We start from the raw sequence: 18,656 nt of genomic DNA on the forward strand, positions 1-18,656 counted from the left end.
CACAAACTCATGAACACCAGCGATCCCTGTGGGAGCGGGCTTGCCCGCGAAGAGGCCAGAACAGACAGCGCCAACCTTAAGGATTAACGCCCACCACCAAGGTCGACGAAAGTCCCCGTCGCATAAGAAGCCTTATCCGACAACAACCACACAATCGCCTCCGCCACCTCATCCGGCCGACCACCCCGGGCCATGGGAATCGCCGATTCCAGCTTGCTGACCCGATCCGGATCGCCGCTCAATGCATGGAAATCGGTGTAGATGTAACCCGGCCGCACGGCATTGACGCGAATTCCCTCCCCCGCCACTTCCTTGGACAGACCGATGGTGAAGGTGTCCAGCGCGCCTTTGGACGCAGCGTAGTCGACATATTCGCTGGGGGCGCCCAAGCGGGCAGCGACCGACGATACATTGACGATGCTGCCGCCCTGCCCGCCATGCTTGGGCGACATGCGCAGGATCGCGTGTTTGGCGCAGAGGATCGGCGCCAGAACGTTGGTCTTGAGGATTTTCAGAATACGGAATTCGGACATTTCGTCGATCCGAGACTTTTGCCCGACAGTCCCGGCGTTATTCACCAGCGCCGTGACCCGACCGAGTTCGGTGTCTACGCGGTGGAACAGGCCAATCACTTCGTCTTCGATGCTGACATCGGCGCGCACGGCAATGGCCTGGGCGCCGAGTGCGCGAACTTGTTCCAGCACACTGTGCGCCGCCTGTTCGTCGGACTGATAGTTGATACAGATCCGATAGCCTTGTTCTGCGGCCAACAGGGCCGTGGCGGCGCCGATTCCGCGGCTGCCGCCGGTGATGACGATGACTTTGTCCATGCTGGCATTTCCCCCGTTTCAAGCGTAAGCAGTCGGGGCCAAGAATAACCGCCATTGCGCGGTTTTGCATGGGTTGTGGCGAGGGAGCTTGCTCCCGCTCGGCTGCGCAGCAGTCGTAAGTCCAGGCAACCCGGTAGGTCTGAAGAAATGAGGGGGCCGCTTCGCTGCCCAGCGGGAGCAAGCTCCCTCGCCACAGTAATCCCAGGGTCAATCAGCCCGCCGCCAATCGCTCCCCACGATGAATATCAGCCATGAAACGATCGGCAGGCAGCGGGTGCCCCAGCAGGTAACCCTGCAACGAGTCGCAACCGAGTTGGGTCAGGAAGTCTTGCTGGACACCGGTTTCCACCCCTTCGGCCACAATCCGCAAGCCCAGCGCCTGGCCAAGGGCGACGATGGCCGAGACGATGGCTGCGTCATCGCTGTCGTGCTCCAGATCGCGGACGAAACCCCGATCAATCTTCAGTTCATTGGCCGGCAGGCGCTTGAGGTACATCAAGCTCGAATAGCCGGTACCAAAGTCGTCGATGGACAGGTCAACGCCCATTTCCGAGAGTTCCTGCAGCACCGTCATGCTCGCATCGGCGTCGCTCATGGCGGTGGTTTCGGTGATTTCCAGGGTCAGGCTGTTGGCCGGCAAATGGTGAGTGGCCAAGGCCTTGGCGACGCTCTGGACCAACCCGGCGTGGCAGAACTGCAATGCCGAGAGGTTCACCGCGATGCGCCAGTCGGTGTAACCGAGCACGTACCACTCGCGCATCTGACGGCAAGCTTCGTTGAGCACCCACTCGCCGATCGGGATGATCAGCCCGGTCTTCTCCGCGAGGTCGATGAAACTGTCCGGCAACAGCATGCCTTGGGTCGGGTGTTCCCAGCGCAGCAGCGCCTCGGCACCTAGCGGTCGTCCATTGCCAGCGTCGAATTTGGGTTGGTAATAGAGACTGAACTGCTGCTGATCGACGGCATTGCGCAGGTCTTGCAGCAATTGCAGCTGTTTGCGCGCATTGCTGTTCATCGAGGCATCGAAGAAGCGGTGGCCGTTTTTCCCGGCGCCCTTGGCGTGGTACATCGCGGCGTCGGCGTTCATCAGCAATTCCTCGGCGGTGTGACCGTTACCCGGATAGAGCGCGATGCCGACGCTGGCGGAAATCTGCAAGTCATGTTCCGCGACCCGGAACGAGCGCCCGATCAGCCCCACCTGTCTCGCCGCCAGGTTCAGCGCGTCATTCGGCTCGGTGAGTTGCACCAGCAGCACAAACTCATCGCCGCCGATCCGCGCCAGGGTGTCCTGGCTGCGCAAGTCCTCGCGCAGGCGCAGGCCGACTTCACGCAGCAACTGGTCGCCCATGTGGTGTCCGAATGCATCGTTGACCGGCTTGAAGCCGTCCAGATCAATGAACATCAACGCAAAACAACTGCCCTGCTCCTGCACCCTCGACATCGCCTGATCGATACGGTCGGCCAACAGCACTCGGTTCGGCAGCCCGGTCAGCGTGTCGTGCAGCGCCAGTTGGGTGAGTTCGCGGTTGGCCTCGGTCAGTGATTGGGCGAGCTCAGCGGTGCGGGCCTCCAGACGGGCATCGAGGATCGAGGTCAGCAAGGCAATGCTCAACACCGCCAGGGTAGTGATCAGAACAAGATTGTCCAGGCCCTCGCCGTTCAGGCCATCGACCGCCGCACCACAGAAACTGCCGTCGGCAAAGCGCGCCGCAGCCATGCCGGTGTAGTGCATGCCGACGATGGCGATGCCCATGATCACCGCTGCACCGCCGCGAATCAGACGCACATACGGCGCGTGCTGGCGCAGGCGGAACGCGATCCATAACGCCGCCCCCGATGCACCGACGGCGATCAGCAGCGAAGCGCTAAACAGTGCAGGGTCGTAATCAATGCCCGGCTGCATGCGCATGGCGGCCATGCCGGTGTAATGCATCGCACTGATGCCAGCGCCCATGACCAAGGCGCCGAACGCCAGTTGCCAGGCCGGCAGTTGTGGCTGGCTGACCAGCCACAGGGCAAAGCCGCAGGACAGGACTGCAATCAATAGGGACAGCGCCGTGAGGCTAACGTCGTAGCCCAGATCGATCGGCAATGTGAACGCGAGCATGCCGATGAAATGCATCGACCACACGCCGACCCCCATCGCAAAAGCGCCACCCGCCGTCCACAGATGCACCGCCCGGCCCTTGGCCGTGGTGATGCGACCGGTGAGGTCGAGCGCAGTATAAGAGGCAAGTATCGCCACACAGAGCGATATGAAAACCAGGGTAAGGGAATAACTACCGATGAGCATGGGACTTCTCGCGAACGCCCCCGCCGTGCTGTGTTAGTTCTCGGGGAGCAAAGCTGGCGATTGTACTGATTCCGCGGACGAACGCACTCACAAAGTAATCAAAAGGCCATCAAGATGATGAAACGTTTGTGTGATCGCTGCACTGTGGCGAGGGGGCTGGCCCTAATGCCGGTAAGTCAAGGTGCAGAACCTGTGGGAGCGTGGCTTGCCCGCGAAGAACGATGACGCGTACTACCTGAAAAACCGCGGCGCATTCTTCGCGGGCAAGCCACGCTCCCACAGGATTTTCGTCGCTCAAATTTCTCGGCTTACCGGCATTAGCCCACCTTGTGTTATTCCTTGTCGCTCACCTGAAGCTGCCCATCCCACCCGCCGCCCAGCGCGGCAATCAATTGCACGCTGGCGATCAAGCGGCTCTGCAGCAAGCTCAGCACGTTGCGCTCGTTGCTCAACGCCGTGGCCTGAACCACCACCACATCCAGATAAGCAATGACCCCGGCCTTGTATTGATTCTGGGTCAACCGCAAGGATTCTCGCGCCGCATCCAGGGCTTCCTGGCGCACCTTGGCTTCGTCTTCCAGCACCTTGAGCTGCACCAAATAGTTTTCCACTTCACGCAAGCCATCGAGCACGGTCTGGCGGTACTTGGCGACGGTCTCGTCATAGGCCGCTTCGCTGCGGTCGACTTCCGCCGAGCGCTGCCCACCGTCGAACAGGGTCATGGCCAGTTGCGGGCCGACCGACCAGAAGCGGTTGGGTACGCTGATCCAGTTGTTAGAGGTGCTGCTGCTATAACCTCCGTTCAGGCTCAGGGTCAGGTCCGGGTAGTAGGCCGCTTTGGCCACGCCGATGTTGGCGTTGGCGGCCATCACCGAGCGCTCGGCGGAAGCGATGTCCGGACGGCGTTCCAGCAATTGCGAAGGCAGGCTCAGTGGCACCTGCGGCAATGTCGGGATGTCTTTGGTTTCAGCCAGGCTGAACTCGGCCGGCGGCAAACCAATCAGTACGGCGATGGCGTTCTCGAACTGCGCGCGCTGCCAGATCAGGTCGACCATCTCCGCCTGGGTGCTTTTGAGCTGAGTGGTGGCCTGGGCCACTGCGTCCTTGCCGGAGACACCGGCGCGGTACTGGTTTTCGGTCATTTTCAGCGAGCGCTGATAGGCCTCGACTGTCGCCTCCAAAAGACGCTTCTGTTCGTCGATCACGCGAAGTTGCAGATAGTTCTGCACCAGCTCCGATTGCTGGCTCAGGCGCATCGCCGCCAGATCGGCAAAGCTCGCCTCGGCATTGGCCGTGTCCGCTTCCAGGCCTCGACGCAATTTGCCCCAGACGTCTGCTTCCCAACTGACACCAGCCTGCGCGGTGTAGGTGTCGCGAATACCGCTGGAAGAACTGCTCAGGCTCGAACTGCTGCTACCGGTGCCTTGGCTGGAGCGGGTTTTCCCGACGGTCAGGTCCACTGTCGGGAAAAACGCACCCCGGGCGCTGCGCACCAAGGCCTGAGCCTGGCGGTACTGGGCTTCGGACTGGGCGACGGTCTGGTTGGCGCTGTTGAGTTTTTCGATCAGGCCGTTGAGTTGCTGATCGCCATACAGCTCCCACCAGGCTCCCCGCGCCAAAGAATCGCTGGGATTGGCCTGACGCCAACCAGCCGCTTCCTTGTACTGTGCCGGCGCGGCGGCTTGCGGGCGCTGGTAATCCGGGCCGATGGCGCAGGCACTGAGCATCGCCACGCACAGCGACAGGCTCAGCAAGCGCGAGCGCTGCGCCTTGAATAGCGCCGTGATCAGCGGTGCAGCCAGCTTGATAAGCGAACGGTCAGTCATAGCGGAGTTTCCAGAGCAGCATCGGTACGCACCCCACGCCAGTGGTTGAAGCGATGGCGCAGTTTGTCGAGATAGAGGTAAACCACCGGGGTGGTGTAAAGGGTCAGCACCTGGCTGAAGACCAGCCCGCCGATAATGGTCAGGCCCAGCGGCTGACGCATTTCCGCCCCTTCGGCACGACTCAGCAACAACGGCAAGGCGCCGAGGATTGCCGCCAGGGTGGTCATCAGAATCGGTCGCAGCCGCTGCAGACAAGCGCTGCGGATCGACTCCAGTGGCTCCAGGCCCTGGTGCCGCTCCAGTTGCAGCGCCAGATCGATCATCAGAATGGCGTTTTTCTTCACCACGCCGATCAGCAAGAACAGCCCGAGCAAGGAGATCAGGCTGAACTCGCCGCCCAGCACATAGATCGACAGCAACGCCCCGACCCCGGCCGACGGCAAGGTCGAGAGAATAGTCAGCGGGTGGATATAGCTTTCATACAGCACGCCCAACACCAGATACACCGCCACCAGCGCGCCGAGAATCATCCACGGCTGGCTCTTCTGAGCGGCGGCAAACGCATCGGCAGTACCGGCCATTTTCGCGATCACGTCTTCGGGCAAACCGACCTTGGCAATCGCCCGCTCAATGGCCGCCGAACCCTGCTCCACCGTCACGCCTTCGGCCATGTCGAAAGCGATGCTTTCCGACGCGAACTGGCCTTCGTGGCTGACCCGGTCGTCTTCCAGGCTGTTTTCATAGTGAGCGATGGTCGACAGTGGAATCCGCGCACCGTCCGCCGTGATTACCTTGACCTGATTCAGGGTGATCGGGTCCTGGGCGTATTTCGGGTTGACCTCCATCACCACCTGATATTGGTTGAGGCTGTCGTAGATCGTTGAAATCTGCCGCTGGCTATAGGCGTTGTTCAACACCGCGGTGACCATGTCCATGTCCACGCCCAGACGCTTGGCCTGATCGCGATCGACGATCAGGGTCACTTGCTGGGCGCCACGGCCTTCGCGCGCATCAATCGCCGTCAGTTCCGGCAGCGCCTTGAGCGCGGTGACGACTTTCGGATACCACTCGCGCAACGCGCCGAGATCGCCGCTTTGCAGGATGTAGGAATATTGCGAGGAGGTCTGCTCGCGGCCACCGCCAAATTGCAGGTCCTGATCCGCCATCAGCATCAACTGCGCACCGGGCACCTTGGGCATTTCCTTGCGCAGGCGTTCGATGACTTTCTGCGCGGACAGGTTGCGTTCCTTGATCGGTTTCAGCCGCACCAGCATGAAGGCGTTGTTGGTACCGTTGCTGCCACCGATGAACCCGGCGACGCTTTGCACCGCCTCATCCTTGAGCACGGCCCGGCGGAAGATTTCCATCTTCGGCTGCATCACGCTGAACGACAGGCCATCGTCGCCGCGCACGAAACCGATCAACTGGCCAGTATCCTGCTGGGGTAGAAATGTTTTAGGAACAACGACATACAGCGCAATATTCACGCCAATCGTCACGAACAGACTGAGCAAGGTCAGCCGACGGTGGCGCAACACCCAGTCGAGGCTGCTGGCGTATTTGCCGACCATCCATTCGTTGGTCCGCTGGCTCCAGCGTTGCAGGCGGTTTTCCTGACCCAGCGTATGCGGCTTAAGCCAGCGCGCGCAGAGCATCGGCGTCAGCGTCAGCGACACCAGCAACGACACCACAATGGCCGCCGCCAAGGTGATGGAAAACTCGCGGAACAGGCTTTCGATGATCCCGCCCATGAACAGGATCGACAGGAACACCGCCACCAGCGAGACGTTCATCGACAGCAGCGTGAAACCGACTTCCTGGGCCCCGAGGTACGCGGCCTTCATCGGCGACACGCCCTTGTCGATGTGCCGGGAAATGTTCTCCAGCACCACGATGGCGTCGTCCACCACCAGCCCGGTGGCCAGGATCAGCGCCATCAGCGACAGGTTGTTCAGGGAGAACCCGTAGAGGTACATCACCGCAAACGTTCCCACCAGCGACACCGGCACCGCCAGGGTGGGAATCAGCGAGGCACGGAAGTTACCGAGGAACAGAAACACCACCAGAATCACCAGTGCCACGGCAACCAGCAAAGTCATTTCAGCTTCGTGCAGGGTGGCCTTGATCACCGGTGAACGGTCCATCGCCAGGTTCAGCTTGACGCTGGCCGGCAGCACGGCCTGCAACGCCGGCAGCTGCGCCTTGATCTCGTTGACCGTCTCGATGATGTTGGCGCCGGCCTGGCGGTTGATCACCAGCAACACCGCCGCGTCGTCGTTGAAAAAGCCGCTGTTGTAACGGTCCTCGACGCCGTCGCTGACCTTAGCCACATCCTTCAGGCGCAGGGCCGCGCCGTCCGCGTAGTGAATGATCAGCGACTCGTAATCCTTGGCCTTTTCCAGTTGATCGTTGGCCTGCACCTGCCACAGCCGCTGGCCGTCTTCGACCGAGCCCTTGGGTCGGCGCACGTTGGCGTTGGCGATGGTGTTGCGCACATCATCCAGCGCCACGCCGTACTGGTTGAGCGCCTGGGGTTCGAGTTCGATGCGCACCGCCGGCAACGAGCTGCCACCGATCTGCACTTCACCCACGCCCTGCACCTGCGACAGGCTCTGGGACAAAATGGTCGAGGCCAAGTCATAGAGCTGGCCTTTTTCCAGCACATCCGAGGTCAGCGACAACACCATGATCGGCGCCTGAGACGGATTGACCTTCTTGTAGGTCGGCATACTGCGCATGCCGCTCGGCAACAAATTGCGCGAGGCGTTGATCGCCGCCTGCACTTCCCGCGCCGCGCCGTTGATGTCGCGGTCCAGGTCGAATTGCAGAATCACCCGCGTCGAGCCTTGGCTGGAACGGCTGCTCATGGTGTTGACCCCGGCGATGGCGCCAAAGGAACGCTCAAGCGGCGTGGCCACGGTCGAGGCCATGACCTCCGGGCTCGCGCCGGGCAAACTGGCCTGAACCACGATCACCGGGAAGTCCATCTGCGGCAGCGGCGATACCGGCAACAGACCGAAGCTCACGCCGCCCAGCAATATGATCGCCAGGCTCAACAACATCGTCGCGACCGGGCGCTTGATGAAAGGTCCGGACAGGTTCATGGCTGTTCTACCGGTTCCACGGACTCGGACTTACGGCCCCAGCGCCGCCCGAGGCGGTCGAAGTACAAGTAGATGACGGGCGTGGTAAACAACGTCAGCACCTGACTCACCAGCAAGCCACCGACCATCACCAGACCCAAAGGCTGGCGCAGTTCCGCGCCGGAACCCGTGGCCAGCATCAGAGGCACCGCGCCGAACAACGCCGCCAGGGTGGTCATAAGAATCGGCCGGAAGCGCAGCAGCGCGGCCTGATAGATCGCGGTTTGCGGGTCCATGCCTTGGTTACGTTCCGCCTCGAGGGCGAAGTCGATCATCATGATCGCGTTCTTTTTCACGATGCCGATCAGCAGGATGATGCCGATGATCGCGATCATCCCCAGGTCATTGCCGCTCAACAGCAACGCCAGCAAGGCGCCGACCGCCGCCGAGGGCAAGGTCGAGAGAATGGTGATCGGGTGAATGTAACTCTCGTAGAGCACGCCGAGCACGATGTACATGGTCACCACCGCCGCCAGAATCAGCAGCAAGGTGCTCGACAGCGACGCCTGGAACGCTTCGGCCGCGCCCTGGAACTGGGTCTGCACGCCAATCGGCATGCCGATGTCTTTCTGCACCTGATCGATGATCTCCACCGCATGCCCCAGCGCCACGCCGGGCGCCAGGTTGAACGACATCATCACCGCCGGAAACTGGCCGATATGGGTGATCGCCAGTTGCGCCTGACGCTCCTCGACATGCGCCAGGCTGGACAGGCGCACCTGACCGCCATCGGTGGTCTTGACGTGAATCTGGTTCAGCGCATCCGGGCCGATCTTCTCGCCGGACTGCGATTGCAGCACCACGCGGTATTGGCTGGCCTGGGTGTAAATGGTGGAAATCTGCCGCTGACCGAAGGCGTCGTACAGCGCGTCGGTGATGTTGGACACCGATACGCCGACCCGCGACGCCGCATCACGGTCGATCACCAGATAAACCTGCAAGCCCTTGTCCTGCAAATCGCTGGCGACGTCGGTCAGCTCCGGCCGTTGGGCCAGCGCTTCTACCAGACGCCCGCTCCACAGGCTGAGCAGCTCGGAATCCGGCGAGGACATGCTGAACTGGTACTGCGTGCGGCTGACCCGATCTTCGATGGTCAGGTCCTGCACCGGCTGCATGAACAGACGAATGCCGATCAGCTTGTCCAGCTCCGGTTGCAGGCGCGCAATCACTTCGGTGGCACTCAGGTCGCGATGGCTATGGGATTTGAGGTTGATCAGCAGCCGGCCGCTGTTCAGCGTCGAGTTGTCGCCATCGACCCCGATGTAGGACGACAGGCTTTCGACCGCCGGATCGGCCAGGATCACCTTGGCCAGTGCCTGCTGACGCTCGCTCATCGCCGTAAAGGAAATCGACTGCGGTGCCTCGGAAATCCCCTGGATCACCCCGGTGTCCTGCACCGGAAAGAAACCCTTGGGCACCACCATATACAGGAACACGGTCAAGGCCAGCGTGCCGATGGCAACCATCAGGGTCAGCGGTTGATGCTTGAGAACCCACTTTAACTTGCGCCCGTAAGCCGCGATCATCCAATCAATTGCGGCACCACTGGAGCGGTAAAACCGGCCCTGTTCTGCTTCCTTGGGTTCACGTTTGAGCAGCCGTGCGCACATCATTGGCGTCAGGGTCAGGGAGACGACAAGGGAAATCAGGATCGCCACCGCCAGAGTGATCGCAAACTCACGGAACAAGCGCCCCACTACGTCGGCCATGAACAGCAGCGGAATCAACACCGCGATCAGCGACAGCGTCAGGGAAATCAGGGTGAAGCCAATCTGCTTGGCGCCCTTGAGCGCCGCTTGCAGCGGGCTGTCGCCCTCTTCGATATATCGGGAAATGTTCTCCAGCATGACGATCGCATCGTCCACCACAAAACCGGTGGCGATGGTCAGCGCCATCAGGGTCAGGTTGTTGACCGAAAAGCCTGCGAGGTACATCACGCCGAAGGTGCCGATCAACGACAGCGGCACGGCCACCGACGGAATGATCGTGGCGCTGGCCCGCCGCAAGAACAGGAACGTGACCATCACCACCAGCGCGATGGCGATCAGCAGTTCGTGTTGCACGTCGGTGACCGAGGCACGGATGGTCTGAGTGCGGTCGGTGAGTACCGTGACGTCGAGGCCGGCCGGCAGGTTGTCGGTGATGTTCGGCAGCAAGGCCTTGATCCGGTCGACCACTTCGATGACGTTGGCGCCGGGCTGGCGCTGGATGTTCAGCAGAACGGCCTGGTTTTCATTGGCCCACGCCGCCAGACGTTCGTTTTCGGCACCGTCGACGATCTCTGCCACGTCCTTGAGCCGCAACGGCGCGCCGTTAGCGTAGGCGAGGATCAGGTTGGCGTAGTCCTTGGGGGAAGTCAGTTGGTCGTTGGCGTCGAGCATCGACACCCGGGTCGGGCCGTCGAAGTTGCCCTTGGGCTGATTGACGTTGGAGGCACCGATCAGGGTGCGCACGTCCGACAGGTTCAGGCCGTTGGCCGCCAGGGCCTCGGGGTTGACCTTGATGCGCACGGCCTGACGCTGGCCGCCGGCAATGCTGACCATGCCGACGCCGCTGATCTGGGCGATTTTTTGCGCCATGCGCGTGTCGACCAAATCATTGAGTTTGGGCAACAGCATGGTTTTCGAGGTAATCGCCAATGTCAGCACCGGGGTGTCCGCCGGGTTGACCTTGTTGTACACCGGCGGTGCCGGCAGGTCTTTGGGCAGCAAATTGGTCGCGGCGTTGATCGCGGCCTGCACCTGCTGCTCGGCAACGTCCATGTTGATGTCGAGACTGAACCGCAGGGTCAGCACCGACGCGCCGCCGGAGCTGGTGGACGCCATCTGGGTCAGGCCGGGCATCTGCCCGAACTGACGCTCCAGCGGCGCAGTCACGGCGCTGGTCATGACATCCGGGCTGGCGCCGGGATAGAGGGTCATGACGCGAATGGTCGGGTAGTCGACCTGGGGCAATGCCGACACTGGCAGCAGCCGATAAGCAATCACGCCGGCCAGAATAATCGCCAGCATGCTCAGGGTCGTGGCGACCGGGCGAAGGATGAACAGCCGCGAGATGTTCATGCGCCGCCCTTTTTCGCCTTGTCGGTGGCCGTCGCGTCAGGTGCAGTGGCGGCCGACTTGCCTTGCAGGTGTTCGGTCGGAGTGGTCGGCACATCCTTGCTGTCGTTGACGACCTCCACTTCGCTGCCTTCCTTCAGGCGGTCGGTGCCTTCAAGGACCACCCGATCACCAGCGGCCAGACCTTCGGTGATCACCGTGTTGTCACCGTCACTGGCGCCGACTTTCAACTGGCGGATGGTGACCTTCTTGTCGCCGTCCATGGCATAGACGAACGTGCCGTTGGTGCCGAACTGGATGGCGGCCGAAGGCGCAAGCACCACGCCCTTAAGGGTGTCGGCCAGCAAGTGGACATTGACGAATTGATTAGGGAACAGCGCTTGATCGCGGTTCTCGAAACGGGCCTTGAATTTCAGGGTGCCAGTGGTGACATCGATCTGGTTGTCCAGGCTCTGCAACACGCCCGTGGCCTGCAGTTTAGTGTCGCCACGGTCCCAGGCTTCGGCCGGGAGCTTGGCGCCGGTGCGATAGCGGGCCAGTACGGTGTCCAGGCTGTTTTCCGGCAAGGTGAAAGCCACGCTGATCGGTTGGGTCTGGGTGATGATCACCAGCGCCGTGGTGTCGTTGGCCGCCACAAGGTTGCCGACATCCAGTTGACGCAGGCCCACACGCCCGGCGATTGGGGCGCGAATTTTGGTGAATTCCAGATTGAGCTTGGCGTCATTGACCGCCGCCTGATTGGTCTTGACCGTGCCCAGGTATTGGCCGACCAATGCTTCGGCAGTGTCCAGGGTTTGCTTGGCGATACTGTCTTCGCGGTACAGGCCGCGATAGCGCTCGACATCGACCTGAGCGTTTTTCAGTTGCGCTTGATTCTGCAGCAAGGTGCCTTCGGCCTGGAGCAAGGCGTTCTGGTAAGGACGCGGATCGATCTCGGCCAGCAGGTCGCCCGCCTTGACCATCTGCCCTTCTTCGAACGAAATCTTGATCAACTCACCGCCAACGCGACTGCGCACATTGATGGTGTTCAGCGCGGTCACGGTGCCCAGCGCCTTGTAATACAGCGGAAAATCGCCTTTGACCGCTGGAGCCACGCGCACCGGCACCGGCCCGGACGCCCCACCAAACCCTGGACGCATCCCCCCCGATCGACCGGTGTGCCCGGCAACGGCTTTCTGCCCTGCGCCCTCCTTCGGGCTGCTGCCTGCGGGCCAGAATTTCCAGCACAGGCCAGCGATGACCAACAGGACAAGCAGGCCGAACAGCCAGCGACGAGGATTGCGGGAAGCGGAGGATTGCATTGAGTGATCAACCATTGGGCGCGTGGGCTTCTTTACATGAGGCTGAACGATAAGCACTGGTGGGTATTAAGCAAAGCGCCTTTACCGGCAATTTACCTTTGGCTTACGTAACAGGAGGTTAGGGACACAAATGAAAACGGCCTGGACAGGGCCAGGCCGTTAACAATTGTAAAACTTCGCTTATTTCAGAACGGCGAGCGCTGCGTCGTAGTTCGGCTCTTCCGCGATTTCCTTGACCAGCTCGCTATGCAGGACATTGTCGTTTTCGTCCAGCACCACGACGGCACGGGCGGTCAGGCCTTTGAGTGGGCCATCGGCAATCGCTACACCGTAGTTCTCGATGAACTCGGCACCGCGCAGGGTCGACAGGTTCTGCACGTTTTCCAGGCCTTCGGCGCCGCAGAAACGAGCCTGGGCGAACGGCAGGTCAGCAGAGATGCACAGCACGACAGTGTTGGCGATGTCGTTGGCCTGGGCGTTGAACTTGCGCACCGAAGTAGCGCAGGTCGGGGTGTCGATGCTTGGGAAGATGTTCAGCACTTTGCGCTTGCCGGCGAAGCTCGCCAGGGTCACGTCGGACAGATTGCCGGCAACCAGAGAAAAGGCTGGCGCCTTGGAACCGGCTTGTGGCAGTTGGCCGTTGACTTGAACCGGGTTGCCTTTAAGAGTGACTTGAGCCATGAACGGAGTCCTTCTGAACGTTGAAGTAGAGAGTTTTGACGAGGCCGAAGTTAACCACGAAATGGGCTGACGACCTATGCCCAGATACAAATTGTGATATGTCGTCACACAAAACTGGATATACGTGCTTCAACAAAACTTAACACTGCATAACCCTGTGCGGGCTTGTGTGGCGAGGGCGCTTGCTCCCGCTCGACTGCGTAGCCGTCGCAAGCTTTTGGGGCCGCTTCGCGACCCAGCGGGAGCAAGCTCCCTCGCCACACAAGTCAGCTCCCACAGGATTGGATGCACTTCGCACTATCCGAGCAAGCGCAACATATTGCGGTGCCGCGCTTCGAAAATCCGCCGCATGTAGGCATTGACCAGCAGCCATTCCAACGGTGCGCCACCCATGGCCGCATAGGTCACACGGTCGGTGTACAGCGTACCGCCCTCGCCCGCCGCCACCCGATGTTCATGACGAAAGGCCGCCATTGGCCCCTTGAGCATTTCATCGATGAAATGGTGCTCGCCCACCTCGCGGATCACCACCGTCCAATTCGACGGGATCAAGTTGAACATCCAGTGTCGAAAGCGAAACTGTCGATCGGCTTCAATGCGCAGGTTGGTCAGGTCGATATCACCCAACGGCGTGACCCGTTCCGGGAAGATCTTCGGGAAGTTGACGCCTTCCAGGCAGAAGTCGAGCACTTGCCGGGGCGTGCGGTTGGGGATCAGGGTGGTGAGTTCCAGAACAGGCATAGACGGTAACATTCCTTAGTTTGGCGGGTGGCTGATTAGCGGCTGCGTTAGAGCACAGTCGCGCCAGGTTTTGCTTCAGCAATGGTCATTCCAGGGTATTCGCGCCGATCTCTGAACATGATGTAAAGCGGGTCCAGGCCCGTCGCTGGCGGGAAGACAACGACATAATCATCGAAACGAATTGCGGCCATGTCACTGAAGGACTCCAACAAGGGCACAGATGAAGACCGGAGAAATCCCAGCCGATACTCGGGGGCTGGCGCCAGGGTCGAGGTGGTTTCAATGGTAGCTGGCGCACTCCAGCTCACGATCATCGGGGCCGATCCGTCAGCCGTGAAGCAGTAGGTCTTCAGTTGCTCATTCCAGACGGCGGCTCGCACCCTCACTCTGGCCGATAATGCGCTGCCATTCGTCGGCGTAATCGCCACCTGTAGCAATGTCTTTATTTCCCTCAGGCCTCGGGACATAGTCCCGGGTGGAACGGCGTACGTGCCGCTGCTCATCCTGAAAGGAAGATCGACTTCGGCACCCGACGCGGCCAAACCCTGCCAATCCTGACCCTCGATTGGCAGCAACTCGAGCAGAGGAACGCTGAGCCCATACCTGCCCACTTCGGCCCGACTGAAAAAATCAAATTGCAGCACGGCGGCGTATTGACCTTGATGATCCTGGGTTCCCGAGGTGATCTGCCAGGTAAACTCCGCCACCGCCGAGCGTATGGCCTTTTGCAGCGCGACCCGATGGGTTTCCAATGGTTGCGCAAGGCCGCCATCGAGGAAAATACCCGGTCGCGCATTGGCAAAGGCAAGCGGTGCAAAAAGCAGTTCGGACACCTGAGTCGGCCCTGTTCCCTGCTGATAACGCTGATCAACGAGTTGTGTTTGCGCGACCACCAGCAGCGCCTCGGCATCCATTTGAAAGCGATGGAGACGTTGATTGATCTCATTCAGCTTCGCCAGATAGCGGTCGTAAGTGACGTTGATCTGGTGGGCGATACTTTGCCACTGCGCGTGCTCGGATCGGGCGTAGGACAGGTCGCGCCGGGCGCTGTCTCGCTTGAATGTGAGGCTCATTTTCCAGTATTCGTACCGGCGAGCTGCCAGGCGCGCTTCAAACTCGGCGACCTCCAGAGCACGGATGTCTGCCTCGCGCCCACGGATGTCCACTTGGGCGCTCTGTCGCTGACTCAGGTGTTTGATCCGTTGTTCGAAAAGAATGAGTTCCGCTTCTGCCGCCCGCTCCGAGGCCAGCAGATCGACGGCGGTTTTTTGTACGTCCGCCAGATTATGGGCAATGCGCTGCTGCGTCATCTGCGCCAGGGTCAACGGCGCTCCCGGTCTTGCAACAACCGGACGTGGAACAGGAGCCCCCTCCCCCTTGAATGCTGCACGGTTCTGTTTGTGGTACCAGTCTTTGACGTAGTACACGACCGAGCCCGATAAATAGGTGTTCGTATCGTCCTCCGGCGGATAAAACAGCAGGTCTGCGCCTTTCGGGTGACCCACGATGCGATCGAAATGATTGATCAGTCGGTCGTGGTCCTGTTTCGGCAGATCGACGGCCCAGATTCTGTCGACCAGTGCCTGGAATTCGGGCTCGGTGTAATCCTTGAGTGTTGTTTTAAGTTCCATCTTTATGGCTTCCTTGTTTCTGGCACACAACGGTTGCCAGATAACAGCATCTGCTCATGTTGTGATGAGCAGATGCCTTTGAGTTGTTTGCGTTTCAAGCCGTGCAGTTATTCTGGCTTGAAGCCGGGCTTTTTATTTAGTGCGCGCCATTCTTTGACTTCTTTCAGGATGCCCTCTGGACTGTCCTCTTGGCCTTCCTTTGGGTAGAAGATGACGTCCGAACGACCTGGATGCTCAGTAATACGTTCAAAATGCGTGAGAAGTCGATCCAGATATACCTCCAGTTCCCTACCCTCCAAGCCACTAGGATAATGGTCAAACCCTTTCAAAAAATTCAGAAAGTCTATTTCAGTGTAATCCTCTAATTTCTCTTTAAAGATCATGATTTTTTCTTTCCTTATGTAGCTCAATATGTCGCCGTGGCGTCATTACAGAAATATTATCCATCCCATAAACTTCGCCCCCACTTGAAACTTCAACATCATGATGAAGTTCGAACGTTTTACGTCCGCCGCTTTGGTCAGCTAACGTAGGGTACGGAGAGAGCCCTGCACGCATTCTGTTCAAATTGCGAGCACTAAACTGCTGACTCAATTCCACATCCGCCGCAACAGCCTTCCAAAACGCCCGCCTGAACCCATGAAAATTACGAAACTCCATCCACCGCAACTGATCCGCAATCTGCTCGGGAATCGGCGCACCGTCCATTCGTGCAGCCTCGCCTAGCCATACGCCTGATACCTGCTCCCCAAACCCCATCGCCATACCTGGATCATCTCGCCGATCCAGAAACAGGACATCGGAGGACGGCAATTCCATATCCGCCGGGTACCCAGGAATACTGGCACCGATCTGCCCTTCGTCAACAGCCGGAAACGTCTCGTTTTGCGGTAGGACCGGGATGACGGGTGCGCCGGGATAAACGGCTGGAATCGACGGTGTAACCGGTGAGGTTGTAGGACCGAGGTGTTCGATACCTGGCGGAACCAGAGGGGTCCAGGTACCAACGCCGATCGGACGAGTCGGCCAGGGCAGGACCGCAAGGGTAATCCCTGGCCGCCCCTGGGTGCTTTGCGGCGTGGTGATGCTGATTTTGTCGAGGTTGAAAGGATTGGCGCCGAGCTCTGCTCGCTCCTGATAGCGCAATTCGAACTCGCGTCGCTCACCGGCCCAGGTGCTTTTCGGCGCGTATGGCGCGAAGCCCTGTTCGATGCGCTTTTTGTTGACCTCATCGAATTGGGCGATGAGCGCCGGATGCTCGCCGAGCGTTCGCCACAACGCTTCGTCGAAAGCACCGAACGAGTTGATTTCCCGGCCTCGAAACTGGTCACCAATCTGTACCGGGATGGCTGCGCCCTGAGGCTGGCTCGCGGATTTCCACCAGTCATTCGCCGCCGGTTTACCGATCCCCGTGACGACGCCCGAGCCTATGGGTGGCAGATTGAAGGTCAAGTAAATCGGCGGCTGGCCAGGCACGCACACTATGCAATCGCTGAAACGCAGATCGACACCCGTCGCAATGGCCTCGACCTGTGGTGTCAACACGCTCAGCCCGGGCTGACTGGCAGTGGCAACCTGAGTGGTGTCCGGGGTGAATTGCAGATGCCTGGTCGGTGACCCGGGAATCTCGGCGCTATAGAAGCCGGTCAACGGGTCAAGCACTGCGTTGACAACCGGCACATGGGCACCTATCTCCCCACCCGTGCTGACAACGATGATCGCTGTGCCTTCCGGCACGGTCTCAGGTTTGAGCCGGTACGCGACCTCCACTGAACCGCCCGCATCGGCGATCGATTGCAACGCTTGACGGTCAGCAAGGCCCAACGCTTGCGCCGGCACCCCGACAGCCTGGAACAAACGCCGACGTTGCTCGGCAGTCAACTCGCCATTGCCCAAGGTTGGCGAGTACACCATTGCGGTAACGAACACCGGCCCTGTTTTTGCTGCAATGCGTGCGAAATCGATGAGGGTGTTGACGGCAGACTGGACAGCCGCCTCAAGCGCTGCCGCCGCTTGCCGCGCCACAAATACGCCGTTACGCGTCAAAACCATCCCGCCAGCGGCAACGGAGGTAACAGGAGCCGTCAGCGTGTGAGCCTGCCTGACCCGTTCAACCCGTACATCCTCATCAGTCTGCTGCTTGAAGCGAACGCGTGCTTCACGCTGCTCGGCGTATTGACGTTGGGCCTCCCGGACGGCTTCCCTTTCGCGCCAGACCACGGTCTGGTCAGCGTGATACTTGGCCAGCGCAATGGATTTGCCCGTCAGTGCATTGATTTGCGATGTCAGCAACCGCGCTTCATGGGCCGCGTTGTAGGCGTTTTCCCAAATTTGGTGGCCGTCATTGAGCGCCTGACCGAACGCCCCCAATCGCGTCAGGTAATCATTCGAAGTGCGGGTAAATGGATCATGCCCATCGAAGGACCGGGCAACCGCGTTTTTTGCATTGAGCTCAATGGTCTTGCGGGCGAGCAGCCCGTCGATTTCGTTTTTTTCTTTGGTGATGGTGTAGAGCTGCCAACGCTCGGTCTGGTTGGCGTCAGGGGGCCTCTTTGTTGCGAGAATTTCCTGTTCAAGCGCTGAGGTGAGTTGTCTGGACTTCTCGGCAAAACGGCGATCCACTTCGGATCGGATGACGTCGCGCCGCTGCGTCAGGCCTGCCAGAAATTGCAAAAGCGCTTGATGCCGCGCCTGTTCCTGAGCTTGCGCAGCGGCCGCTTGTGCTCGCGCCGCTTCGGCTTGAGCGTTGGCCGCAGCCTGAGCCCGCTCTTTTTCCTGCGCCTGACGATGCGCTGCCATGGCCCGTTTTCGGGCCCTTTTTCTCTTCTTGCTGCTCGTACCACCGAATCCGCCTGATACCCCTCCGCCGACGCTAAAAACGCTGCCCGAGGATGAGGGTCCCGGCCTGATGACAACTTCCCCTGTCGTTCCATCGTTCAATATGTTTTGTGCCATACAGTCACTCCTTGTCTGTAGGCACAGCATGTCGATGGAGCCGCGGTCAGGTGCGGTACATAGTTATCGGTGTGGATTTATATCGAGGTGCCATGAGCCACTCACAGAGGTAACAAATCCGTTCCTTTTGCGGTCTTTTGTTAGAGGTAGTGTCGATTCAGGCGACTGCCATTCGACTAGACAGTGAGTCATTCAA

The 18,656-nt window shown here is 60.1% G+C and carries 11 protein-coding genes; all 11 read right to left on the reverse strand.

Going from position 1 to position 18,656, the window contains the following annotated elements:
* Nucleotides 1–83: 83 nt before the first annotated feature.
* Nucleotides 84–830 (reverse strand): SDR family oxidoreductase, encoded by a 747-nt coding sequence (locus AB3226_RS01415; protein ID WP_008069154.1) that lies wholly within the window; start codon nt 828–830, stop codon nt 84–86.
* Nucleotides 831–1,041: 211 nt separating this feature from the next.
* Nucleotides 1,042–3,123, reverse strand: coding sequence for a putative bifunctional diguanylate cyclase/phosphodiesterase (locus tag AB3226_RS01420; RefSeq protein ID WP_367371704.1), 2,082 nt, complete (start codon nt 3,121–3,123; stop codon nt 1,042–1,044).
* Between the two features lie 332 nt (nt 3,124–3,455).
* The gene (locus AB3226_RS01425) at nt 3,456–4,949 is read right to left on the reverse strand and encodes an efflux transporter outer membrane subunit (RefSeq protein WP_367371705.1); all 1,494 of its coding nucleotides are present in this window, start codon (nt 4,947–4,949) and stop codon (nt 3,456–3,458) included.
* Nucleotides 4,946–8,053, reverse strand: coding sequence for an efflux RND transporter permease subunit (locus tag AB3226_RS01430; RefSeq protein WP_367371706.1), 3,108 nt, complete (start codon nt 8,051–8,053; stop codon nt 4,946–4,948). The genes AB3226_RS01425 and AB3226_RS01430 overlap by 4 nt, the downstream gene beginning before the upstream one ends.
* Nucleotides 8,050–11,154 (reverse strand): MdtB/MuxB family multidrug efflux RND transporter permease subunit, encoded by a 3,105-nt coding sequence (locus tag AB3226_RS01435; protein ID WP_367371707.1) that lies wholly within the window; start codon nt 11,152–11,154, stop codon nt 8,050–8,052. The genes AB3226_RS01430 and AB3226_RS01435 overlap by 4 nt, the downstream gene beginning before the upstream one ends.
* Complete coding sequence (locus AB3226_RS01440; RefSeq protein WP_367371708.1) at nt 11,151–12,467, reverse strand: MdtA/MuxA family multidrug efflux RND transporter periplasmic adaptor subunit; 1,317 nt, start codon at nt 12,465–12,467, stop codon at nt 11,151–11,153. The genes AB3226_RS01435 and AB3226_RS01440 overlap by 4 nt, the downstream gene beginning before the upstream one ends.
* Before the next feature lie 165 nt (nt 12,468–12,632).
* Complete coding sequence (gene tpx, locus AB3226_RS01445) at nt 12,633–13,133, reverse strand: thiol peroxidase (RefSeq protein ID WP_367371709.1); 501 nt, start codon at nt 13,131–13,133, stop codon at nt 12,633–12,635.
* A 297-nt stretch (nt 13,134–13,430) separates the two neighbouring features.
* The gene (locus AB3226_RS01450) at nt 13,431–13,874 is read right to left on the reverse strand and encodes a polyketide cyclase (protein WP_367371710.1); all 444 of its coding nucleotides are present in this window, start codon (nt 13,872–13,874) and stop codon (nt 13,431–13,433) included.
* Between the two features lie 47 nt (nt 13,875–13,921).
* Nucleotides 13,922–15,505, reverse strand: coding sequence for a bacteriocin immunity protein (locus AB3226_RS01455; RefSeq protein ID WP_367371711.1), 1,584 nt, complete (start codon nt 15,503–15,505; stop codon nt 13,922–13,924).
* 107 nt (nt 15,506–15,612) lie between these two features.
* Entirely contained in the window at nt 15,613–15,888 is a 276-nt protein-coding gene (locus tag AB3226_RS01460; protein ID WP_367371712.1) for a bacteriocin immunity protein, read from the reverse strand.
* Complete coding sequence (locus tag AB3226_RS01465; protein ID WP_367371713.1) at nt 15,878–18,460, reverse strand: S-type pyocin domain-containing protein; 2,583 nt, start codon at nt 18,458–18,460, stop codon at nt 15,878–15,880. The genes AB3226_RS01460 and AB3226_RS01465 overlap by 11 nt, the downstream gene beginning before the upstream one ends.
* Nucleotides 18,461–18,656 lie beyond the last annotated feature (196 nt).

Origin of the sequence: Pseudomonas lini, assembly GCF_964063345.1 — a bacterium.
Lineage (GTDB): Bacteria > Pseudomonadota > Gammaproteobacteria > Pseudomonadales > Pseudomonadaceae > Aquipseudomonas > Aquipseudomonas lini_B.